The organism is Micromonospora sp. NPDC049799, assembly GCF_040656655.1.
Lineage (GTDB): Bacteria > Actinomycetota > Actinomycetes > Mycobacteriales > Micromonosporaceae > Micromonospora.
This window is the reverse complement of the sequence record NZ_JBFAMU010000046.1, coordinates 1-20,601: the sequence shown is the minus strand read 5'-3', so window position 1 is coordinate 20,601 and position 20,601 is coordinate 1. Positions and strand designations below refer to the sequence as shown.

Annotated in this window: 22 protein-coding genes; 13 read left to right on the top strand and 9 right to left on the bottom strand. The window is 72.5% G+C overall.

Translation table 11 applies throughout. From position 1 onward, the window contains the following. Positions 1–101 precede the first annotated feature (101 nt). Complete coding sequence (locus tag AB0I76_RS06645) at positions 102–878, bottom strand: D-Ala-D-Ala carboxypeptidase family metallohydrolase (RefSeq protein WP_357030738.1); 777 nt, start codon at positions 876–878, stop codon at positions 102–104. Between the two features lie 303 nt (positions 879–1,181). Here AB0I76_RS06645 and AB0I76_RS06640 point away from each other — a divergent pair, with 303 nt between their 5' ends. Then, the gene (locus tag AB0I76_RS06640) at positions 1,182–1,823 is read left to right on the top strand and encodes a hypothetical protein (RefSeq protein ID WP_357030735.1); all 642 of its coding nucleotides are present in this window, start codon (positions 1,182–1,184) and stop codon (positions 1,821–1,823) included. Positions 1,824–1,854: 31 nt separating this feature from the next. Here the strand turns inward: AB0I76_RS06640 and AB0I76_RS06635 are convergent, their stop codons facing one another. Next, positions 1,855–2,496, bottom strand: coding sequence for an NAD(P)H-binding protein (locus tag AB0I76_RS06635; RefSeq protein ID WP_357030732.1), 642 nt, complete (start codon positions 2,494–2,496; stop codon positions 1,855–1,857). 60 nt (positions 2,497–2,556) lie between these two features. Next, positions 2,557–3,789 (bottom strand): serine hydrolase domain-containing protein, encoded by a 1,233-nt coding sequence (locus AB0I76_RS06630; protein WP_357030728.1) that lies wholly within the window; start codon positions 3,787–3,789, stop codon positions 2,557–2,559. 72 nt (positions 3,790–3,861) lie between these two features. Between AB0I76_RS06630 and AB0I76_RS06625 the strand changes: the two genes are divergently transcribed. The 4 genes from AB0I76_RS06625 (at position 3,862) to AB0I76_RS06610 (ending at position 6,958) form a co-directional block, all read left to right on the top strand. Beyond that, entirely contained in the window at positions 3,862–4,455 is a 594-nt protein-coding gene (locus AB0I76_RS06625) for a pentapeptide repeat-containing protein (protein WP_357030725.1), read from the top strand. A 63-nt stretch (positions 4,456–4,518) separates the two neighbouring features. After that, complete coding sequence (gene heR, locus AB0I76_RS06620; protein ID WP_357030722.1) at positions 4,519–5,286, top strand: heliorhodopsin HeR; 768 nt, start codon at positions 4,519–4,521, stop codon at positions 5,284–5,286. 344 nt (positions 5,287–5,630) lie between these two features. After that, positions 5,631–6,416 (top strand): hypothetical protein, encoded by a 786-nt coding sequence (locus AB0I76_RS06615; protein ID WP_357030719.1) that lies wholly within the window; start codon positions 5,631–5,633, stop codon positions 6,414–6,416. A gap of 104 nt (positions 6,417–6,520) precedes the next feature. Then, positions 6,521–6,958, top strand: coding sequence for a nitroreductase family deazaflavin-dependent oxidoreductase (locus AB0I76_RS06610; RefSeq protein ID WP_357030716.1), 438 nt, complete (start codon positions 6,521–6,523; stop codon positions 6,956–6,958). 51 nt (positions 6,959–7,009) lie between these two features. Here the strand turns inward: AB0I76_RS06610 and dacB are convergent, their stop codons facing one another. Further along, a complete protein-coding gene (gene dacB / locus AB0I76_RS06605) occupies positions 7,010–8,593 on the bottom strand; it encodes a D-alanyl-D-alanine carboxypeptidase/D-alanyl-D-alanine-endopeptidase (RefSeq protein WP_357030713.1) in 1,584 nt (527 codons plus the stop codon). Between the two features lie 315 nt (positions 8,594–8,908). On the opposite strand from dacB, the gene AB0I76_RS06600 reads away from it, so the two are divergent. Next, complete coding sequence (locus tag AB0I76_RS06600) at positions 8,909–9,190, top strand: adhesin (RefSeq protein WP_357030709.1); 282 nt, start codon at positions 8,909–8,911, stop codon at positions 9,188–9,190. A 7-nt stretch (positions 9,191–9,197) separates the two neighbouring features. On the opposite strand, the gene AB0I76_RS06595 is transcribed toward AB0I76_RS06600, so the two are convergent. Further along, entirely contained in the window at positions 9,198–10,292 is a 1,095-nt protein-coding gene (locus AB0I76_RS06595; protein ID WP_357030706.1) for a hypothetical protein, read from the bottom strand. A 248-nt stretch (positions 10,293–10,540) separates the two neighbouring features. Here AB0I76_RS06595 and AB0I76_RS06590 point away from each other — a divergent pair, with 248 nt between their 5' ends. The 3 genes from AB0I76_RS06590 to AB0I76_RS06580 all read left to right on the top strand — a co-directional run bounded on the left by AB0I76_RS06590 (position 10,541) and on the right by AB0I76_RS06580 (position 13,476). Beyond that, positions 10,541–10,948 carry a hypothetical protein gene (locus tag AB0I76_RS06590; protein WP_357030703.1) on the top strand — a complete coding sequence of 136 codons (408 nt, stop codon included), beginning with the start codon at positions 10,541–10,543 and terminating at the stop codon, positions 10,946–10,948. A 253-nt stretch (positions 10,949–11,201) separates the two neighbouring features. Next, positions 11,202–11,594: a cupin domain-containing protein gene (locus tag AB0I76_RS06585; RefSeq protein ID WP_357030700.1), complete on the top strand. Its 393-nt coding sequence runs from the start codon at positions 11,202–11,204 to the stop codon at positions 11,592–11,594. Between the two features lie 85 nt (positions 11,595–11,679). Further along, a complete protein-coding gene (locus AB0I76_RS06580) occupies positions 11,680–13,476 on the top strand; it encodes a glycoside hydrolase family 15 protein (RefSeq protein ID WP_357030697.1) in 1,797 nt (598 codons plus the stop codon). A gap of 4 nt (positions 13,477–13,480) precedes the next feature. On the opposite strand, the gene AB0I76_RS06575 is transcribed toward AB0I76_RS06580, so the two are convergent. Both AB0I76_RS06575 and AB0I76_RS06570 read right to left on the bottom strand, forming a co-directional pair. Further along, a complete protein-coding gene (locus AB0I76_RS06575; protein WP_357030694.1) occupies positions 13,481–14,674 on the bottom strand; it encodes a threonine synthase in 1,194 nt (397 codons plus the stop codon). Between the two features lie 32 nt (positions 14,675–14,706). Beyond that, positions 14,707–15,750: a DNA polymerase ligase N-terminal domain-containing protein gene (locus AB0I76_RS06570; RefSeq protein WP_357030691.1), complete on the bottom strand. Its 1,044-nt coding sequence runs from the start codon at positions 15,748–15,750 to the stop codon at positions 14,707–14,709. A gap of 49 nt (positions 15,751–15,799) precedes the next feature. On the opposite strand from AB0I76_RS06570, the gene AB0I76_RS06565 reads away from it, so the two are divergent. Further along, positions 15,800–16,588, top strand: a complete 789-nt coding sequence (locus AB0I76_RS06565; protein ID WP_357030688.1) for an aldo/keto reductase — start codon at positions 15,800–15,802, stop codon at positions 16,586–16,588. Between the two features lie 4 nt (positions 16,589–16,592). Here the strand turns inward: AB0I76_RS06565 and AB0I76_RS06560 are convergent, their stop codons facing one another. Beyond that, positions 16,593–17,129: a GNAT family N-acetyltransferase gene (locus AB0I76_RS06560; RefSeq protein WP_357030685.1), complete on the bottom strand. Its 537-nt coding sequence runs from the start codon at positions 17,127–17,129 to the stop codon at positions 16,593–16,595. Positions 17,130–17,611: 482 nt separating this feature from the next. Between AB0I76_RS06560 and AB0I76_RS06555 the strand changes: the two genes are divergently transcribed. Both AB0I76_RS06555 and AB0I76_RS06550 read left to right on the top strand, forming a co-directional pair. Then, on the top strand, positions 17,612–17,764 hold the full coding sequence (locus AB0I76_RS06555) for a hypothetical protein (protein WP_357030681.1): 153 nt from the start codon (positions 17,612–17,614) through the stop codon (positions 17,762–17,764). Beyond that, complete coding sequence (locus AB0I76_RS06550) at positions 17,764–18,729, top strand: N-acetylmuramoyl-L-alanine amidase (protein WP_357030678.1); 966 nt, start codon at positions 17,764–17,766, stop codon at positions 18,727–18,729. Before AB0I76_RS06555 ends, AB0I76_RS06550 begins: the two co-directional genes overlap by 1 nt. 48 nt (positions 18,730–18,777) lie before the next feature. Here the strand turns inward: AB0I76_RS06550 and AB0I76_RS06545 are convergent, their stop codons facing one another. Continuing rightward, positions 18,778–19,929: a cellulose binding domain-containing protein gene (locus tag AB0I76_RS06545; RefSeq protein WP_357030674.1), complete on the bottom strand. Its 1,152-nt coding sequence runs from the start codon at positions 19,927–19,929 to the stop codon at positions 18,778–18,780. A 300-nt stretch (positions 19,930–20,229) separates the two neighbouring features. Between AB0I76_RS06545 and AB0I76_RS06540 the strand changes: the two genes are divergently transcribed. Then, positions 20,230–20,601: NAD(P)-binding protein (locus tag AB0I76_RS06540; RefSeq protein WP_357030670.1), on the top strand; the 372-nt coding region annotated here is incomplete at its 3' end.

Below are 20,601 nucleotides of genomic sequence, written 5' to 3'. Positions count from 1 at the left end.
GAGCGGAGGTACGCCCGCTCGTGGCGCCCGGCGCGAAACGGCGCCGGCCCGGACGTGGAGGTTCCCCCCACCCGTCAGGGCCGGCGCCGCCGTGGTGCCGGTCAGCGCACGCCGCAGTCCGGCGCGGACCAACTGGTCGTGTTGGAGGTGCGGTCCCGGTCGTTCTCCCGCCGGGAGTCCACGTGCACGTGGTCGTCGTGGTCCGGCGAGCCCGGGCCGTAGATGCCGCTGAACCCGCGGTTGCGCGCGTCCCGGGCGACGTCGCACAGCGACCGGCTCCGGGAGACCACGTCGGCGGCGTTGCCGTAGAGGTGCTGGCTGTCGGACGCGCCCCCGACCTGGTTGTTGCAGGCCCGGCTGCGGAAGCCGCTGGTCACGTAGAGGGGCCGGTCGCCGAGGCCCTTGCGCATCGCCTCCAGTTTCCACATGGTGCGCAGGGCGTTCTGCCGGGTCTCGGCGGCCGACAGCGGCCCGCCGGTCCAACCGCCCCGCCCGCAGCCGTCGTCCAGCTCGGTCCAGCTGAAGTGCCGGGGCGTGCAGTCGTTGTCCTGGAGCTCGTACAGCTTGGCGTAGGTCTGCGGCCCGGCGACACCGTCGACCCGGATCCCGTACGCGGACTGGAACCGCCGGATCGCGGCGGCGGTCTTCGGGCCGTAGATGCCGTCGTTCTCCACGATGTCGCGGTAGCCGGCCCATCCGGCGACCCGGATCTGGAGCTGACGGACGTCACTGCCGGAGCGCCCCTGGTAGAGGTTGCGGGTCCACGTGTAGCAGCCGTCGGCATGGGCCGCTGGCGCCGCGACCACGGTGGCGATCGCGGCTCCCGGCAGGGCCAGGGCCAATGCGACAACCGCCCGTTTCAAGGTGTGTACGCGCACAGAAGTCCTCCCGATTGGAGAGCGAATGGGGTGGCCTTCGGGACATCGACCGGGACGTCCCGCCTTTTCCACCTTGGCACCCGGACAGGCGATTGGTGGCAATTAACGAGAATTGTCCTCACGAACTGCGGTTCCTGAGCCCAGCCTGTGAATTACCCCCATTTGCGAAACACCCATTCATCGCCGAACGGCACCAGAAAAGCGTCAACGACACCGAACGTCGCAGCGGGTCGCACCGAGGGTCATGTTCCCGGGACCGGGACAGCCGGTAACGTCAGCGCCGGCGGACGGGGAGGGGGCGGCGTGGCGCGCGGTGGGGTCTTCTGCGTCGAGGGTCAGTGGCACCGCGACCTGAACGAGCGTGGGTCCGTCCTGCCGACGCTGGAACTCCTCGAACGGCTGGGGAAGATCCGCTTCATCCACAAGGACGCGGCCACCCGCGACGAGTTGTTCTATTTCCTCGACCGCTGGCTGCTCAAGCAGTACGCCGACTACCGGGTGGGCTTCTTCGCCATGCACGGCGAGCCCAGCCGTCTCTGCCTGACCGACTGGGAATCGGTGGAGATCGCCGAGGTCGCCGAGTTGATGGCCGGCCGGTGCGAGGGCCGGCGGCTCTATTTCGGCAGCTGCTCGGTGCTGCGCGCCTCCGACGCCGTGCTCCGGGACTTCCTCGACGCCACCGGAGCGGCGCTGATCTGCGGTTTCACCCGCGAGGTCGACTGGGTCGAGTCGGCCGCGTTCGAGACCGTGCTGCTCGACGTGCTGGCCAACGGGCAGCGGCACAACGCCGCGGAGCTGCGGATGGGCTCGGCGCACTGGGCGCCGCTGGCGTCGTACCTCGGCTTCCGGGTGATCTACGCCAACGGCCGCGCGTGGCGGCCGCCCGCCCGCCCCCGGGTCCCCGCCCAGCCCACCGCCGCGCGGCCCGTCGCCCGCCCGCGCTGACCCCCCGGTCCGTCGTGCCGGCCCCGGCCGATCAGTACGCGACGGTGAAGCGCGTGTTCCGGTGCTGCGGGTTCTCGATCTCGTCGACGACCGCCACCGCCAGGTCCTCGTACGTCAGCACCGAGCGGCCCTCGTGGTCGGTGACCGGCTCGTCGCCGCCCACGCGGTACTGCCCGGTCCGCTCGCCAGGATGGAACTCCACCGGCGGCGGGGTGAGGTACGTCCAGCTCACCCCGTCCGAGGAGGAGCGGTAGAAGTTGAGGGCGTCGGCCTGGCCCAGCGCCGCGTCGCGGTACTCCTCGGGGAAGTCCGGCTCGTCGAGGAACCGGGTCCCCTTCCGCGTCAGCAGGGTCGCCCCGCCGCCCACGTGGATGATCCGGGGCGCCGCCGGCATGTCGCGCAGCGCCCCGACCAGGGCCCGCGCGGCGTCGAGCCACAGGCTGCGCCCGCCGCCGCCGATGGCGACCACGAGGGCGTCCGCGTCCGGCGCCACCTCCCGCACCCTCTGCTCACTGGTGGCGTCCCCGGTGACCACGCGGACCCCCGCCGGCAGGTACGAGGTGGCCTCGGGCCGGCGGACCGCCGCGGTCACCCGGTGACCCCGGTCGAACGCCTCGGTGGTGATCCGCGAGCCGGCCGTTCCGCCCGCCCCGAACACGACGATGTTGCTCACGACCCCAGGCTAGGGACCGGGTCCGCCGCGCGCGGTGGGAACCGGCGATCCCGGACCGGTCTACTCGACCAGGGCCGAGTAGACCAGCTGGCGCAGCTGCGACCGGATCGGCCAGGTGCTCGACGGCAGCAACTGGGTGAAGAAGAGCGCGGTGATCTCCTCGGCCGGGTCCACCCAGAACGCGGTGCTCGCCACCCCACCCCAGTAGTACTCGCCGACGCTGCTCGGCACCCGGCTGGGGATCGGGTCGTCCACCACCGCGAAGCCGAGCCCGAACCCGATGCCCTCCAGGGTGGTCTCGGCGAACCCGCCGGTGGAGAGGGTGTCCAGGTCCTGCCCGCCGGGCAGGTGGTTGCGGGTCATGAAACGCACCGTGCGGGGCCCGAGCAGGCGTACGGCGTCCAGCTCACCGCCGCGCAGCAGCATCTGCGTGAACCGGTGGTAGTCGCCGGCGGAGGAGACCAGGCCGCCGCCGCCGGAGAGCAGGGCCGGCTTCTCGTACGCCAGGGCGCCGAGCTTGTCGTAGCGCATCGCGCGCCCGGTGCGGGGATCCGGGGCGTAGAGCGCGCCCAGCCGGTCGGCGTCGTCGCCCTGCACCCACCAGTGCGTGTCGGTCATGCCCAGCGGGCGGAGGATCCGGTCGGTGAAGAACGCGTCCAGGCTCTGCCCGGAGACCACCTCGACGAGCCGGCCGAGCACGTCGGTGGCGACCGAGTAGCCCCACGCGGTGCCCGGCTGGAACAGCAGCGGCAGCTCACCGAAGGCCGCGCAGGCGGTGGCCAGGTCGACGTCCGACGGCGGGTAGAGGTCGTAGCCGGCGGCCCGGTACAGGCCGTCGACCACCGAGGTCTGCATGAAGCCGTACGTCAGGCCGGCGGTGTGGGTGAGCAGGTGCCACACCCGGATCGGCTCGAGCGCCGGCACCGTGTACGGCTTGAGCGTCGAACCCTTGGAGTAGACCCGCAGGTCGGCGAACTCCGGCAGCCAGCGGCTGATCGGGTCGGTCAGCTCGAACCGGCCCTCCTCCCAGAGCAGCATCGCGGCGACCGACGTGACCGGCTTGGTCATCGAGTAGATCCGCCAGAGCGTGTCCGCCTCGACCGGCAGGTCCTTCTCCGCGTCGCGCCGCCCGTACGTGCCGGAGTGGGCGACCTCGCCCCGTCGGGTGACCACCACCTGGAAGCCGGGGAGCCGGCCGTCGTCGACGTAGCGGCCGAAGTGCTCGTCGATCCGCGCGAGCCGCGCGGGGTCGAAGCCGATCTGGTCCGGGTCGATGGTGCGTGCCACGCTCACATCCGCGAACCTACCGGCCGGTACGCCGGTACGGGAAGAGCGTCTGTCACAGCCGGGCCCTAGCCTGGACCGATGCCGGAGCTGACCGAGGACGCCACCTTCCGCCACGAGGACTGGTACGCCGAGGAACTGACCGACCGGCACTTCGTCGACTGCGAGTTCTTCGAGGTGGACCTGACGGAGGCGGTCACCCGGGGCGCGAGCTTCACCGGATGCACCTTCGGCAACGTCCGGTTCAACGCCTCGCGGCACGTCGACTCGGCCTTCACGCGGTGCGTGTTCCGGCGCTGCAACTTCTTCGAGGCCGAGTTCACCGGCTGCAAGCTGGTGGGCAGCACGTTCGACCAGTGCGACCTGCGTCCGCTGGCCGTCGACGGCGGCGACTGGTCGTTCGTGGCGTTGCCGGGGGCCGACCTGCGCGGGGTCCGCTTCACCGGGGTCCGGATGCGCGAGGTGGACCTGACCGGGGCCAACCTGACCGGTGCCACGGTCACCGGGGTGGACCTGTCCGCCGCGCAGCTGCACCAGGCCAAGCTCGGTGACGCCGACCTGCGCGGCAGCGACCTGACGGCGCTCGACCCGACGGCGGTGGAGCGGGCGGGTGCGCTCATCGACGCCGAGCAGGCGGTGGTGATCGCCCAGGCGCTCGGCTTCCGGCTCGGCTGATACCCGCCGGGGGAATGACTGGTGCGACCCGAAAAGACAGGCCAACGGCCTTATATTCCGCCTATGGGACATCAGGCGACGGCGGGAGGTGACCGCTACCGGTCGCTGCGGTGGTTCAACGTGGTCGTCGGCCTGCTCCTGGCCGCCGAGGGGCTGTGGATGTGGGCGGCCAGCAACGGGCTGGAACTGCCGGTCACCGCCTCCTACCTGACCGCCGACCCAGTGACCCTGCGGGACGGCACCGCGCCGGAGACCGCCTTCCGGATCCCGATCGGCCCGGCGGTGGCGGTCTTCCTGCTGCTCGCCGCGCTCGACCACTTCCTGGTCGCGGCACCCGGTATCCACCGCTGGTACGAGCGGAACCTCGACCGCCGGGCCAACTACGCCCGGTGGATCGAGTACTCCGTCAGCGCCTCGATCATGATCGTCCTGATCGGACTGTTCGTCGGCATCCGTGACCTGGCCGCGGTGATCGGCATCTTCGCCGCGAACACCGCCATGATCCTGTTCGGCCTGCTGATGGAACGACAGCAGGCACCCGGTCGGGCGGACTGGAGCGGGTTCTGGTTCGGAACGCTCGTCGGGCTGGCCCCGTGGGTCGCCATCGCCATCTACGTCGCGCAGCCGGCGGAGATCCCCGGTTTCGTGTGGGCGATCATCATCGTGCAGTTCCTGCTCTTCGCCAGCTTCGCCGTCAACATGGCGTTGCAGTACGCCGAGCGCGGCCGGTGGCGCGACTATCGTTACGGCGAGATCTCGTACATCCTGCTCAGTGTGGGTGCGAAATCGGCACTGGCCTGGTTGATCTACGCCAACGTACTGCGGACCTGACGCGGCGCGGTCGGGGGCCGAGGTGAGCCGGTTCGGCCGCCGCATGACGTACGGGTAGATTCCGCTCGGTAACGAACAGGACACGCCGCCGCGTTCCGGTCTGGCGGAAAAGTCCGGTCCGTGCCAACGTGAAACCCCTCACAACGGACGTCACGTCGCCGGGTTGGAGACGGCCGGCGGGGAGTGGAGAGCGGGTGGCGGAGGATGGTGTCACGCGTGCGGGCGGTGGCACGGCTCGCCGGGGCCGGCGGGGCGATGCCCCGGCGACACACCCGGGTCGGACCCGCAGCGACTCTCGGCGGCTGGTTCGCGCTCGCCAGCGCCGCCGGTGGGCCGTCGAAGGGGTGATCGTCCTCGCCTGCCTGGGCGCGTTCGTCGCGTACATCAGTGCGGAGTCGGAGTCCGATCCGGACGGCCCGGCGGGTCCCGGCGGCGTCCCCGCCGGGGTGGCCCGGCCGAGCGCCTTCCCGGGCGCCGACGGTCGGGACCCCGGGACCGCCCAGGTCTCACCCGGCCTGCGCCCCCGGGAACGCCCGCCGAGCCCCACGCCCGCGTCGCCATCGCCCTCGCCGTCCCCGGCGGCACCTCCGGTGCTCTCCGTGGCCCGCACCGACGTGCCCGACGAGGTCGACCTGTCCGCGGTCGGTTCGCGGGACTGGGTCCACTGGGGCCTGCGCGGCGGCGACTCCTCGGTCCGCAAGCGCGACGGCTCCGGCGAGATCCGCGACGAGGGCGGCGCCGGTGACCGCGACGACTGGGACGTCAATCAGGAGATGTTCCGGTGGCGTGGCGGCACCCCCGTCGAGTCGTCCGACGGCACACCGGTCGGCGTCCACACCTGTGGCGCCGGCAGCGAATTCGCGCTCGCCGTGGCGGGCGACGGGGAACTGCGCACGGTCCACCTCTACGCCGGGATCTGGATGGCGAAGGGCCGGCTGGACGCCCGGCTCTCCACCGGCGGCCCGACCCGCACCCTGTGGATGGAGGACCCGCACACCAGCCAGTCCGCCGACTTCACCATCCGGTTCCAGGCCCCGCCCGGTGCCCGGCTGATTCTCCGGTGGACGGCCGAGGAGGTCTTCACCGACGACTGCGGCAGCGTCGGCATCCAGGCCCTCGCGCTGGCTTGACCGGCGGCGGTGGGGCGGCCACGGCGGTCGTCGTTCCGCCGGTGGGCGGACGCGGCCGGGAGTAGCGTGGGGCCGACGTGACAGGTGACGATCCGGGAGGACCCGTGACGGCGAGCGAGCAGGTGGTGGACAGCCCGCAGGGTTGGGTGGCCGACCACATTCGACGGTACGTCGAAACCGACGGCGCCGAGGGACACGAATGGCGGCCGGGCGTCTTCACGCTCCTGCTGACGACCCGGGGCCGACGCAGCGGCGCCCTGCGGCGCACCGCGCTCATCTACGGCCGCGACGGTGACGCCTACCTGGTGGTCGCCTCCCAGGGCGGCGATCCGAAGCACCCCGCCTGGTACCTGAACCTCGTCGACGAGCCGCAGGTCGAGGTGCAGGTGGGCGCGGAGCGGTTCACCGCGCGGGCGCGTACCGCCACCGCCGAGGAGAAGCCGCGGATGTGGGCCGAGATGACCGGCATCTGGCCGGCGTACGACGACTACCAGGCGAAGACCGATCGGGAGATCCCGGTGGTGGTGCTGGAACGCGCCTGACGACACCGACACGGCCGGCCACGCGGAACCGCGCGGCCGGCCGCCGGCGTCTCAGCAGGCGACGGGCTTCACCCAGGAGCACTCCCGGTCCTCCGGGGCCGGCGGTGCCTCGGCCACCGTCGGGGGCGCGACCCGCGCCGCACTCACGCTCTTCTCGGTGTACGCGGACAGCGCCACCGCGATCTGGTCCTCCAGCCCCCGCACCGACGAGGCGAGGTGGTTGTTGAGCAGGACCGAGAACGCCAGCAGCCGCCCGTCGGCGTCGGTCACGTAGCCGGAGAGGGCGGACACCCCGGTCAGGCTGCCGGTCTTGGCGTGCACGTTCCCCTCCGCCGGGGTGCCGCGCATGCGGCTGCGCAGCGTCCCGCCCTCCAGGCGGTCCGGGTCCCCGGCGATCGGCAGCGCCGCGTACCAGGTGTCGAACCACGGCTCGGCGCGGACCGCGGTGAGCAGGTCCACGACCTCGCCGGCCGGTACCAGGTTGCGGCGGGACAGGCCGGAGCCGTCGCGCTGGCGGTAGGTGGCCGGGTCCATGCCGGCGCCCGTCACGTAGCCGGTGATCGCCGCCACCCCGGCCGGCCAGGTGCCGGAGCCGGCCAGCACGCGCCCGATCTCCTTGGTCAGCACCTCGGCGTGCCCGTTGTTGGAGAGCTTGAGGAACGGCACCATCAACTCGGCGAGGGTCATCGAGTCGTGCCGGGCCACCTCGGTCGCCCCGGCGGGCGTGGGCCGGCCGAGGACCGTACGCCCCAGCACCCGGACGCCGTGGCGGCGCAGCGCGGAGCGGAAGACGTCGGCCGCGTACCCGGTGGGTTCCCAGACCGTGACCCAGTCGCTGGCCGGCGCGTCCCCGACGGCGATCTGGCCGGTGACCACGACGGTGTTGCTGCCGTGCGCGCGCTCGATGGAGATCGTGGTCTCCCCGTCGGCCACCGTGACGGCGCGGTTGTCGATGCGGACGTAGCCGGTGGCCGGGGTGGTGGTGACCACCGGCGGCGCGCCGGGGGTGGCGGCGGGCGCCGCTCCGACGATGACCGTGCCGGCGTCGTAGTCGGTGTCGGGCGCGACGGTCAGCGCGGAGACCTGCGCAGCGTAGTAATAGGGTTCGTCGTCCCAGGTCCAGTCCGGACCGAGCCGGGTGTCGTCGTAGCGGGTGTCGTCGGCGACCAGGTCGCCGGTGACCACCCGGACGCCCCGCGCGGCCACCTCGGCGGCGAGTGCGTCGTAGTCCGCGGCGAGCATGGTCGGGTCGCCGCCGCCGCGCAGGTGGAGGTCGCCGGCGACGACGCCGGCCCGGCGCGTGCCGCTGGTGTGCACGTCGGTGCGGAAGCGGTGGCCGGGGCCGAGCAGTTCCAGCGCGGCGGCCGAGGTCAGCAGTTTGGTGTTGGAGGCCGGGATCAGCCGGCGGTCACCGTTGCGGTCGTAGAGCGTCGCACCGCTGGCGACGTCCCGGACCACGACGGCGGCCTGCGCCCCGGTCAGGCGGGAGTCGGCGAGGATCGCGTCGATGGTGGCGTTCAGCCGGGTCGCGGCGGGGGTAGGCGACTCGGCGGTGGCGGTGGGCGCGCCGGCCGTGGCCGCGACGGCGACCAGCGCCGCGAGCGCGAGCGTCCGGGGAAAGAGACGACGATGCATGGGCTGATGCTGCCACGGAGGTTATCTGCCGTGAAGTGCTGAGGACCGAAAGATTTCTTCATATCGGTGCCGCTACCACACCGGACGAGCGTCCGGCGGCGCCTTGAGGCGGCGTCACCCGATCGGGGCTGCACTGACGGCGGTCTATTTGACGGATGTCCCGGCAGGGGGCAACGTGGGTCGTGACGGGCCCCGTGTGTGCCCCTCCCTGCGGCGGCGGTGCCCGCTCGCCCCTCCCATCGCCTCCGACGTGCAGTCGTCGGCGGGCCGGTCCCGGTCCGCGTCGCGAACCCGAGAATCCACGAGGAGTTCCGCATGCTCACCATGACCGACAACGCCGTGATGGTCATCCGTGACCTCGCCAACCAGCAGGACGTCGCCACCGACGGCGGGGTACGCATCGCCGCCGACACGGAAGCCGGCTCGCTCACCGTCGAGCTGGTCGAGGAGCCGGTGGAGGGCGACCACGTGGTGGACAACCAGGGTGCCCGGATCTTCCTCGACTCCGACGCCGCCGAACTGCTCGGGGACGCCTCGGTGGACGCGACCGTCGACGACGAGGGCGTGGTCCAGTTCGGTTTCACCGAGAAGCAGTGACGCCGGGTCAACCCGCCCGGCGGGCCGTACCGCCCCGGTGCGGCCGGCCGGCGCGGCCCGCTGCCTGATCATCCCGCCAGGCTCCCGGGTCGGAGTCCGGGGCGGCGCCCCGGAGGGCGCTGAGCACGTGCGCCAGGTGGTGCGACGTGCTCCACGCGACCCAGTTGGCGGGTGAGCCGGCACCGGCCGACCGCCGGGCCCGCCGGAGGATCTCGTGGTCGCCCCAGGAGTAGGCGGCTCCGGTCACCGGCCACTGGGGCGCGGACACCAGCGTGCGACACAGGTCGGCGAACCGGTCGTCACCCCGGCCGCCCCGCCGGGACCAGCGGTACACCCACCAGGCCCCGTCGGCGGTGTAGCAGATCGTGGGCAGCCGGTCGTTCGGCTGGTCGTCGCCGCGCAGGGCCGGACCGACGCCGTAGTCGCCGTAGCCGACGCCCAGACCGGCCAGCTCCCGCCAGAGCAGCCAGTCCCAGCGGTCGAGGCGTACCGGCTCGTCGGTGGGGAGGCGGGACAGGTTCGTGGGCATCCCGCCCGCCGCCACGCTGACCGAGCGCCATGCGTGCCGGCGGGCCCAGTCCAGCAACCGCCGGACCCGGGGGCCGGTGGTGCGCACGTCCGCCGGGCAGCACACGTCACCGGCGTCGACCAGCAGGTCGCACTGCTCCGGCAGGAGCCGGGTGAGCCGCCAGATCCGCTCCGCGGCGGTCGTGGCGGCGTCCGGCCCCGACCGGTCGACCGCGAGTCGCAGCCGGACCACCGCCCGGTGGGCGTGGGCCCGGGCCGCCGCGCCGTGCGTCACGAGGCGCCGGTCGCTGTCCGTGAAACCGAGGACCGGCACCAGCGGTACGTCCCAGCGGACCAGTTCCGTCTCCGGCCCGTCGGGCAGGGCGGTGACCTCGACCGCCGGCACCAGTCCGCTGGGCAGGCGTCCGAGGACGTCCAGGGTGTGTGAGTCGAGGACGGACAGGTCGATGACCGGGGCGAGCAACGGCGCGAGCGAGCCGTCGAGGTGGCTGAGCGCCTCCAGCTCGCCGCGCCGGTTGGCGAGAATGGGGCGGTAGACCGGTTCCGCCACCCGGCCCCCGTGGGCGGGCACCATACCTCAGCCTAGCGACGTATCGGTGTCCGTCGTGGGGCCGTTGCCGACAGAGGGAATCCCGGCCCAGGTCAGCGGGGGTGTACGACGCTGCCACTGTCCTTGATCGGACAGTTCGCCGGGTGGTTGTCCAGTCGGTCCGCGACATACGTTCGATCACAAAGGGGTGCTGATCGCCGCTGATCCCCCTGAGCCCCCACAAACGACCTCATCGCCGCCGCGTACGGATGGCCACGAGGGGAAGGATCGCCATGCCCAGCACCAGATCCCGGCGGCGGTCGACGGCCCAACCCGATCCGGGACCCGAGGCCACCGCCCGCGCCGACGCGGAGGTCACCACCTGCCCGTCCACCGGCCTGCCCCCCACCGCCCGGGTCCTGTTCGCGGTGGTCAACGCCGACGGCGCCCTGGTCCGGGGCCTCGGCGCGGCCGTCGCCGACCGGCTCGCCACCGGGATGTACCAGGTCGTCTTCGACCAGGACGTGACGGCGGCCGGATACGTCGGCACGCTCGGCCTGCCCGGCAGCGCCGGTGTCGCGCCGTGCGGCGAGGTCACCGTCGCCGGACGCACCGGCATCCCCAACGCGGTCTTCGTCTGCACGTACGCCGTCGACGGGACACCCACCGACCGGCCGTTCCACCTGGCGGTGCTGACCTGAGCACCGCGGCGCCGGCCCGGACACGAGCGCACGGCGCCGCCCGACCGGTGGGTCGGAACGTCGCCGCGCTCTGGCCGTCTCCCACCACCGCAGCCGTACGGCGGTACGCCAGCGGGGACCTGGCTCGACCGGGCATTGCCCCGTCGCCCTACTCGATCCCCCTTCCCGGGGGCTGCAAACCCTGCGGCGGTGGGGAATTCCACCATTCGCTACTCCCGGCGTGGCGGACGGTGGCAGCGGGTAAGGGAGCGGCATGGAGCATTACACGATCGCGACTGTCGCCGAGAAGAGCCCGGACTTCCGTCGTGTGCTGTGGACGGGCCAGAACACCCAGCTGGTGATCATGACCATCCCGCCGGGGGGAGAGATCGGCGAGGAGGTCCACGAGGACATCGACCAGATCCTCACCTTCGTCAGCGGCACCGGCGAGGCCCGGGTCGCGGGGGAGAAGCGTGAGGTCGTGCAGGGTGACCTGGTGGTGGTGCCCGCCGGGACGAAGCACAACTTCGTCAACACCGGCCCGAACCCCCTGGTCCTCTACACCGTCTACGGCCCGCCCGAGCACGCCGACCAGGTGGTGCACCGCACCAAGGAGGAGGCGGAGGCGGCCGAGGCAGCCGGCGAGGACGAGCCACCCACCTCCTGACGGGCACGCCGCGGGCGCCGGCCGAAGGCTGGGCGGTCTCCGGGTCGCCCGGCCTGAGCCGGCCGGATCCGGGTATCCGCCACGCGTGGACCAGCCGGCGATCTCCGACTACGGATTTCTCTCCGACTGCCGCTCGGGAGCGCTGGTCGGCCGGGACGGTTCGATCGACTGGTGGTGCCCGGACCGCTTCGACGCGCCATCGGTGTTCGCGCGCCTCCTCGACCCCGGCGCCGGCCACTGGCGGCTGGCACCGGTCGGGGCGGGCGTTGCAGGGCACCGGGTCGAGCGGTCGTACCTGCCGGACACGCTGGTGCTGCGCACCGTGCACCACACCCCGGAGGGCAGCGTCGCGGTGACCGACGCCCTCGCCGCCGAGATCGGCGCACGGGGGCACGAACTCGGGATGAACTCCCCGGCGGTGCTGCTGCGCCGCGTCGAGGGGCTGACCGGGCGGGTCCGGATGGCGCTGGACTTCGCGCCCCGGCCCGACCACGGCCTGCTCAGGCCGTACCTGCACCATGAGCCGGACGGCGCGGTGCTGTTCGCCGCCGGAGCGGTGCTGCTGGAACTGCGGGCCGAGGGTGTGCCGTTGCGCGCCGGCCGGGACCGGGTGGAGGCGGAGTTCGAGGTCGCCGCCGGGGACGACGTCAGCTTCGCCGTCGCGTACGGGCGGACCTACGGCGACCGGCCGGTACGGCTGGCCCCGGCCACCGGGCTCGCCGAGACCGTGCAGGCGTGGCAGGCGTACCGGGAGACCCACCGGTACGACGGGCGCTACGCCGACGTGGTCCGGCGCAGCGCGGTGGTGCTGACCGGACTCACGTACACCCGCAGCGGCGCGGTGGCCGCGGCGCTGACCACGTCGCTGCCCGAGCGGACCGGCGGGGACCGCAACTACGACTACCGCTACTCCTGGCTGCGCGACTTCTCGATGACCCTGCGGGCCTTCTGGGTGGCCGCCTGCCCCTCGGAGGCGTCCCGCCTGTTCTCCTGGGCGGCGCGGTCCATCGGACGGGTCGGTGACGATCCGGTCCCGGTGCTGTTCGGTCTGGAGGGGGAGCGGGACGTCTCCGAGCACGAGAGCCCGCACCTGCGCGGATACGCCGGCAGCCGCCCCGTCCGCGTCGGCAACGACGCCTGGCGGCAACGGCAGCTGGACGTGCCGGGCGAGGTCGTCTCGGCGGTCTGGCGGCTGCACGACTACCTGGGCGACACGCTCGACGAGGAGCTGCGCGAGATGGTGGTCGGTCTCGCCGAGCAGGTCGCCGGCACGTGGCACCTGCCGGACCGGGGGATGTGGGAGACCCGGGACGCCGAGCGGCACTACCTGTCGTCGAAGGTGCTCTGCTGGGTGGCGCTGGACCGCGCGGTACGCCTCGCGCCCCAGCTCGGCGGGCGGGGCGATCCGCGACGGTGGGCGGCGATCCGCGACGAGATCCGGGCCGCCGTGCTGCGCGAGGGCTGGAACGACCAGGTCGGCGCCTTCACCGGGGCGTTCGGGTCACCCGAGCTGGACGCCTCGGCGCTCTTCCTGCCGATCGTGCGGTTCCTGCCCGCGACGGACCCCCGGATGCGGGCCACCATCACGGTCGTCGAGCGGGAACTGGGCACCGAGGGTGGGCTGGTCCGCCGCTGGAACACCGACCCGGCGGGCTTCCTGCTCTGCTCCTTCTGGTTGGTGGAGTGCCTGGTGATGGCGGGCGAACGGGAGCGGGCCGAGGCGCTCTTCGAGCGGTTGGCCGGGTACGCCAACGACGTCGGCCTGTTCAGCGAGCAGATCGACCTGCGCACCGGCGCCCAGCTCGGCAACACGCCCCAGGCGATGTCCCACATCGGTCTGATCAACGCCGCGTGGCGCCTCACCGACCCGACCACGGAGTGACCGGTCAGGCCGACAGCACCGGTACGCCGGTCACGTCGACCGTCTCCGGGTACTTGACGCCGGCGCCGGTGTTGAGCACCACCACCCGCTCGCCGGCCCGGATCCAGCCGCCGGCCCGCAGGTGGCGGGCGGCGGTCAGGCAGGCCGCACCCTCCGGGCAGAGCAGCAGCCCCTCCCGGGCGGCGAAGCCCCGCAGGTCGGCCAGGATCTCCGCGTCGTCCACGGCCAGCGCGGTGCCGGCGGTGGCCCGCAGCGCGGCCAGGATCAGCTCGTCGCCGAGCGGGGCCGGCACGGTGATGCCGAACGCCACGGTGTGCGCGTCCGCCCAGGGCTCGGCGCGGGACTCCCCGGCGGCGAAGGCGCGGACGATCGGCGCGCACCCGGTGGACTGCACCGCCACCAGCCGGGGCAGCCGGTCGGAGATCCAGCCCAGTTCCTGCAGCTCCTGGAGCGCCTTGTGGATGCCGATCAGGCCCACCCCGCCGCCGGTCGGGTAGATGATCACGTCGGGTACCTGCCAGCCGAGCTGTTCGACGATCTCGTACCCCATCGTCTTCTTGCCCTCCAGCCGGTAGGGCTCGCGCAGCGTGCCGGCGTCGAAGATCTTCCCGCCGGACTCGGCGACCAGCTGCTGCACATGGAGGCCCGCGTCGCTGATCAGCCCGTCGACCAGGCGCAGGTCCGCGCCCGCGGCCACGCACTCGCGCCGGCAGATCGTCGGGGCGTCGAGCGGCATGACCACGGTCGCGCCCATCCCGGCCCGCGCCGCGTACGTGGCCCACGCCGCACCCGCGTTGCCGTTGGTGGGCATGGCGATCCGCTCGACGCCCAGCTCCCGGGCCCGGCTGACGCCGACGGCCGCGCCGCGGGCCTTGAACGACCCGGTCGGGGTGAGCCCCTCGTCCTTGACGATCAGGTCCGGGATGCCGATCTCCGCCCCGTACGCGGGCGCGCGCAGCATCGGGGTCCAGCCCTCGCCCAGCGTGGCCACCAGCCCGGGATCGGCCACCGGCAGCAGTTCCCGGTAGCGCCACAGGTCGGCCGGGCGCAGCGGGAACCGCTCCGGGGTGACCACGCCGGCCACCGCGTCCAGGTCGTACCGGGCCAGCAGCGGGGAACCGCACGTGCAGAGGTTCTGCGGTCGTCCGGCGTCGTGCTTCCGGGCGCAGCGCGGGCATTCCAGGTGGGTCAGGTACACGATGCTCCTCGCCGTCCCTCGGGTCGCGTCCGTCAGCTCCCGTCGACGCTCAGCCAGCGCCGGCTGCGCCGGCCCGGCTCGTAGACCGAGTCCAGCCGCTTCGCCACGACGCCGGGCAGCCCCTGTTCCCGTGCGGTGCGCAGGGCCTCGGCGCCGGTGCCGGGGAACCACGGCGGAGTCTGCCAGTGCGGTCCGGCCAGCGCCAGACCGTCGAGCAGCTCCCGGCGTTGCGCGTACGGCAGGTCGACGCTGGTCACTCCCTCCAGCCAGAGCAGGTCGACGAGCAGGAACTGGGCGTCGGCGGTGGCCCGTCCGCCCCGTGCGGGCCGCACCCGCCCGGATCGGTCGATGCGGACCAGGACGCCGTCGAGCACCGCCTCCGTCGGGGCCATCGCCTCGGCCATGTCGCGCAGCCACGGGTACGTCCCGGTGATCTCCTCGCCGGTCTCCGACAGCAGCCGCAGCCGACCGCCCGAGACGTACGCGACCGCGCGGACGCCGTCCCAGCGCAGCTCGTACCCCCACTGGTCCTGGTCCTTCGGCAGCCTCGCGGCGGGCGTGGGGTGCATCGGGCGGACCTGCTCCGGCATGGCGGTCCAGCCCTCCGGCGGCGGGTCGGTGCGCCGGACCATCCAGTCCCGGCCGTCCCGGCCGCCGGTGGCGAAGAGGACGTACCGCCCGGACGTCCGTTCCCCGTCCAGGACGACGATCACCTCGTCGTCGCGCCACTTCTCACACCGGTAGGTGCCCCGGTCGTGGATGACCATGGCGCCCCCGCCGTACTCCCCGGCGGGGATCTCCCCGTGGAAGTCGAGGTACTCCATCGGGTGGTCCTCGGTGTGGACGGCGAGGTGGTTGCGGGTGCTGTCGCGGGGCAGGCCGCGCGGCACCGCCCAGGAGGCCAGCACGCCGTCGTGCTCCAGCCGGAGGTCCCAGTGCAGACTCCGGGCGTGGTGCTGCTGGATGACGAAGCGACCGCCGTCGGCACCGCCGGCCTCCGGGGTGCGTTCCGGCACCGGTTCGGGCGTACGCGCGGCGTCCCGTTTACGGCGATATTCCTCCAGCCGGTCAGCCACCCCCGCATTCTCCGGTGTGTCGACGGGGATCACGGGTAGAACCTCCGTCATGGACCACGGAGACCAGCCCACCGTCGCGCTGCCCGGCGAGGTGCGGATGCCCCTGCTCGGCTTCGGCACCTGGCAGGTCACCGGCCAGGCCGGGTACGACGCCGTGCTGAACGCCCTCGACGCCGGTTACCGGCACATCGACACCGCCACGATGTACGGCAACGAGGAGGAGGTGGGCCGCGCCGTCGCCGAGAGCGGGCTGCGCCGGGAGGACCTCTTCATCACCACGAAGCTGCCCCCGGACCGGGTCGGCCGTGAGCGGGAGACGATCGAGGCGAGCCTGCGGGCGCTCGGTGTCGACCGCGTCGACCTGTGGCTGGTGCACTGGCCGCCGTCGAACCGGGCGGACACCATCCCGGTCTGGCGGGAGATGCTCGCCGCCCGGGACGAGGGCCTGACGCGGGCGGTGGGGGTGAGCAACTTCAGCACCGCCCTGATCGACGAGCTGATCCAGGCCACCGAGGAGAGTCCGGCGGTCAACCAGATCCGCTGGAGCCCCTCGCTGTACGACCGGCAGCGGCACCGGGAGCACCGGGACCGGGGCGTCGTGCTGGAGGGTTACAGCCCGTTCAAGACCAGCGACCTGGCACACCCGGTGCTGGCCCGGATCGCCGCCGCGCACGGCGTGTCGCCGGCCCAGGTGGTGCTGCGGTGGCACGTCGACCACGAGATCGTCGTGATCCCGAAAAGCGTCACGCCGGAGCGGATCCGGGTGAACGCCGACATCTTCCAGTTCTCGCTCACCGCCGAGGAGATGCGCGACATCGACGCCCTCGGCAGCGCCTGACGCCTCAGGCGAGGCCTGCGTCGGGCCGGTCGTGCACCCAGGGGAGCAGCGGGTACCGCCGTCCCTTGTCCTCGACCACCATCGGCTCCGCGTCGCCCGGCCGGTAGCCGGCGGCGCGGGCGACGCCGGTGCTGCCGGCGTTGTCCGCCTCGATCCAGAGGTGCATGCGCGGCCGGTCGAGCACCTCGTGGGCGTACGTGGTGAGCAGCCGCACGGCCCGGGCCGCGAGTCCCCGACCCCGGTACGCGGGGCCCACGGCGTAGCCGACGGAGTCGTCGCGGAAGCTGAGCATGACCTCGCCGCGGGGCAGGTCGTCCTCGGCGGCGGTGATCGCCAGGCAGAGTCGGTCGCCGGCCTCCTGTGCACGGCGGAGCGTCTCCAGGTGGGTCCGTGCGGCCCGCGTGTCGAACGGCGCGGTGACGGGGGTCCGGAACGCGATCTCCGGATCGTCGAAGAGGCGCACCATCTGGGGCAGGTCGTCCTCGGTCCACGGGCGCAGCACGACGACGTCGTCCGTCAGCCGCACGTCCTGAGCGTTCATCCGCCCGCGCCTCCCCGTCAGCTCCGCCCGGCTGGCCGAGCAACCGAGTGTCCGGGACCGCACCGCGACGCGCAACCCGCCCTGCCAGAGGGGCTGGCGACGGGTGCCGGGACATTGTTCATGGTGCAGGGTGCGTCACGTCGGCGCTGCCACCACAGTCCCCACCATTCCCCTTTGCTTTGCACCCCAGGATGCACCGGTCACGCAGCGTGGCCGCCGGGCCGCGCGGGTCTCATCCAAAGCCCCTGCTCAAAGCCCTGGTGCGTCCAGGGGTGCAGAGCAAAGGGGATGGCGCAATTGCTGACGGGGGAGGGAGAGCGACGCTGGGTGACAAAGGCGGCTACGTGACGCTGCGTGCAACTGAGAGAGTGACGGTGGAAACCTTCAACAGATCGAATCAAACCGAAGACTATCGACATAGACGAACGTGAGATGTAGCGTCACGGCCATCTATCGATCCTCGTCTTTGTTGGAGGACCGCCATGGCCCCTGCCCGCCCCGCCCGTCTGCGCCGTCGAAGTCTGCTCGGCGTACCGGCCCTGGTGGCCGCCGCACTCACCGTCGTCGCCCGGCCCACCCCGGCGACCGCCGCACCGAAGGCCGAATGTCTCGCCGACCTGCTCGGGGGGTCCTGATGGCCACCATTCCCTGGTTGGTCGACGTGCTGCGGGGGGCGGGCGTCCAGGTCGTCGTCGAGGGCGACTGGCTCAACCGGATGCGCCCCGGCGACTTCAACCCGATCGGCGTCCTCTGGCACCACACGGCCGCCACCTCCAGCGCGACCAACCCGCACCCGGCGCTGAACATCTGCATCAACGGGCGGTCGGACTTGCCCGGCCCGCTCTGCCAGGCCCTGGTCGACTACCACGGCGTCTTCCACGTCATCTCCGCCGGCCGGTGCAACCACGCCGGCGTCAGCGGCGGCAGCGGGCCCATCCCGGCCGGCGACGGCAACACCCTGATGATCGGCTGGGAGATCGACTACAACGGGGTCAGCCAGGAGATGACGGCGGCGCAGTACAACGCGTCCATCGCCGCCACCGCCGCCGTGCTCACCCGGCTGGGCCGGGACGCCAGTCACGCCCGGGGCCACCGGGAGACCAGCACGACCGGGAAGATCGACCCGTCCTTCATCGACCTGAACGTCATGCGTGCCGACGTGGCAGCCAGGATGGCCGGTGGCGGTACGGCGTGGACCTCGGTGGTGGACAACACGACCGCCGGCCGGTTCACCGCCAGCGCCAACTGGGGTGTCTCGTCGTACTCCGGCCAGCGCTACGGCGGCGACTACCGGTACGCGGATCCGGTCGCCGCCAGCGACGCCGCCTGGTACCGGTTCAACGTCCCGGCGACCGCGAGCTACCGCGTCGAGGCGTGGTGGCCGGCGAACGCCGGCTACAACGGCTCCACGCCCTACATCGTGGCGACGACGACCGGCAACCGGACCGTGTACGTCGACCAGCGGGCGAACGGCGGGCAGTGGCGCAACCTCGGCACGTTCACGCTCCCGGCGGGTGACGCCAACCGGGTGGGCGTCAGCCGGTGGAGCTCCGCCGCCGGCCTGGTCGTCGCCGACGCCGTACGACTGACGCGGGTGTGACGGGGTGCGGCGGTGATCCACCGCCGCACCCCTTCGTCATGGCACCTCTCAGGACCGTGCGCAGGTGACCCCGTTGAGGGTGAAGCTGCTCGGCGAGGAGTACGCCCCGCTCAGCGTCCCCTGGTAGCCGAAGCTGGCCGTGCCGCCCGGGGCGAGCGTGCCGTTCCAGCTGACGTTCCGCGCGGTCACCGCGGACCCGCTCTGGTTCACCGTGGCGTTCCAACTGCTGGTGATCTGCTGCCCGGCGGGCAGGGAGTACGCCAACGTCCAGCCGTTGATCGTGCTCGACCCCGTGTTGGTGATCTGCACGTCGGCGGTGAACCCGTTGTTCCAGGCGTTCGGCGTGTACTTCACGGCGCACCCACTGCCACCCGGCGGGGGCGTGGTCGGCGGCGCGGTGGTGGGCGGGGGCGTGGTCGGCGGCGGGGTGGTGGGGTTGCCGCCGCCGTTCACCGCGGCCGAGAAGTTGGTGACCGCCAGGCCGACGCCACCCTGCCACGGCTCGAAGCCCGCCTGGATGCTGGTGAGGTACCAGGAGTTGGTGATCGCGCCTCGATTGCGTACGTCGTTGATGAAGTCGAGCACGCTGAAGGACAGGCTGCTGATCGGCGACGGCGCGACGTACGAGATCACGTTGTTGGAGCCGTTGCTGCCGCGCCACACCTCCCAGGTCCGCCCGGCCAGGGTGGTGGTGCCCACCGGCGAACCGATGGGCTGGATGGAGCCCTGCCGGTTGAGCCAGATCATGATCTCCATCTGGTTCACGCCGTCCCGCTTGGGGGACGGGTCGAGCCAGATGTCGTACGAGGCGTTGTAGGTGGCTCCGCTGACGTACCGGTAGCTGATGCTGCTGGTGGCGCTGCTGATCTGGCTCACCTGGATCGGCAGGTTCGTGCCGGGCGAGCAGTTCGTGTAGTGGCACCCGAGGAAGACCGAGGGGTACGCCGTCGGGGCGCCGTTGGTGGGGCTGCTGCCGTTCTGGGTGGTGATCTCGAAGCCGGTACTGGTGACGTTGATGCACTGCTGGGCGGTGGTGCCCCAGCGGTTGTTCTGCACCACGTACCGGTTCTGGATGACCGTCGAGCCGTACTGCTCGCAGATCTGGGTGTCGGCCGACGCGGTGCCGCCGAGGGCTACCGCGACGATCGAGCCGGCGGCCAGCAGCCCGGCGGCGGCGATGGCCCGGAGGGGACGTCTCATGATGCTCCTTGGACTACGTGGGGGTGTGGGCGCGACGGGGGTTACGGGACGGGAGCGCTCCCACGTTCTCCGAACACATTCACATGTTTGAAATCCTTGTGCAAATGAAGCGGCCAGGTTGTTTCGGGATGTGGACACCGCGCGCTCCGTCGACCGGCCCTGAACTGCTGGCACGGGCGTCCGACGCGAGTCGCCGAGGGACCGTGCGCGATGACCGATCGACCCTGGTGTGCGTCGATTGCGGCGAGTAGTGTCTTGCCTCCAACGCGTACCGAAACCCCTCCGGAGGCGTACACCACCATGGGTGGCTCCCCCCTGCGCATCCTCGTCGTCGGCGCGGGCATAGCCGGCCTGGCCGTGGCCCGGGCGCTGCGGATGGCAGGCTTCCGACCCGACGTCACCGAGAAGCTGCCGCCTGGCGAACTGTCCGAGACCGGTCTCTACCTGCCCGGCAACGCCGCCCGGGCGCTGCGCAGGCTGGACCTCGACGGGCCGGTGCGCCCGCTCGGGGAGGTCATCCACCGGCAGCGCTTCCTCGACTCGACCGGAGCGCCGCTGTGCGAGGTCGACCTCGACGCCCTGTGGGCCGGCGTGGGCGAGTGCCGCGCGCTCCTGCGGGGCGAACTGCACCGTGTCCTGCTGACCGGGGCCGGCGGCGCCGTCCGGCACGGC

Excerpts from the sequence above, each read along its gene's own strand:
- AB0I76_RS06550 (WP_357030678.1), top strand. The coding sequence starts at position 17,764 with ATGGCCACCATTCCCTGGTTGGTCGACGTGCTGCGGGGGGCGGGCGTC.
- AB0I76_RS06625 (WP_357030725.1), top strand. The coding sequence starts at position 3,862 with ATGCCGGAGCTGACCGAGGACGCCACCTTCCGCCACGAGGACTGGTAC.
- dacB (WP_357030713.1), bottom strand. The coding sequence starts at position 8,593 with ATGCATCGTCGTCTCTTTCCCCGGACGCTCGCGCTCGCGGCGCTGGTC.
- AB0I76_RS06565 (WP_357030688.1), top strand. The coding sequence starts at position 15,800 with ATGGACCACGGAGACCAGCCCACCGTCGCGCTGCCCGGCGAGGTGCGG.
- AB0I76_RS06600 (WP_357030709.1), top strand. The coding sequence starts at position 8,909 with ATGCTCACCATGACCGACAACGCCGTGATGGTCATCCGTGACCTCGCC.
- heR (WP_357030722.1), top strand. The coding sequence starts at position 4,519 with ATGGGACATCAGGCGACGGCGGGAGGTGACCGCTACCGGTCGCTGCGG.
- AB0I76_RS06585 (WP_357030700.1), top strand. The coding sequence starts at position 11,202 with ATGGAGCATTACACGATCGCGACTGTCGCCGAGAAGAGCCCGGACTTC.
- AB0I76_RS06555 (WP_357030681.1), top strand. The coding sequence starts at position 17,612 with ATGGCCCCTGCCCGCCCCGCCCGTCTGCGCCGTCGAAGTCTGCTCGGC.
- AB0I76_RS06560 (WP_357030685.1), bottom strand. The coding sequence starts at position 17,129 with ATGAACGCTCAGGACGTGCGGCTGACGGACGACGTCGTCGTGCTGCGC.
- AB0I76_RS06595 (WP_357030706.1), bottom strand. The coding sequence starts at position 10,292 with ATGGTGCCCGCCCACGGGGGCCGGGTGGCGGAACCGGTCTACCGCCCC.
- AB0I76_RS06545 (WP_357030674.1), bottom strand. The coding sequence starts at position 19,929 with ATGAGACGTCCCCTCCGGGCCATCGCCGCCGCCGGGCTGCTGGCCGCC.
- AB0I76_RS06590 (WP_357030703.1), top strand. The coding sequence starts at position 10,541 with ATGCCCAGCACCAGATCCCGGCGGCGGTCGACGGCCCAACCCGATCCG.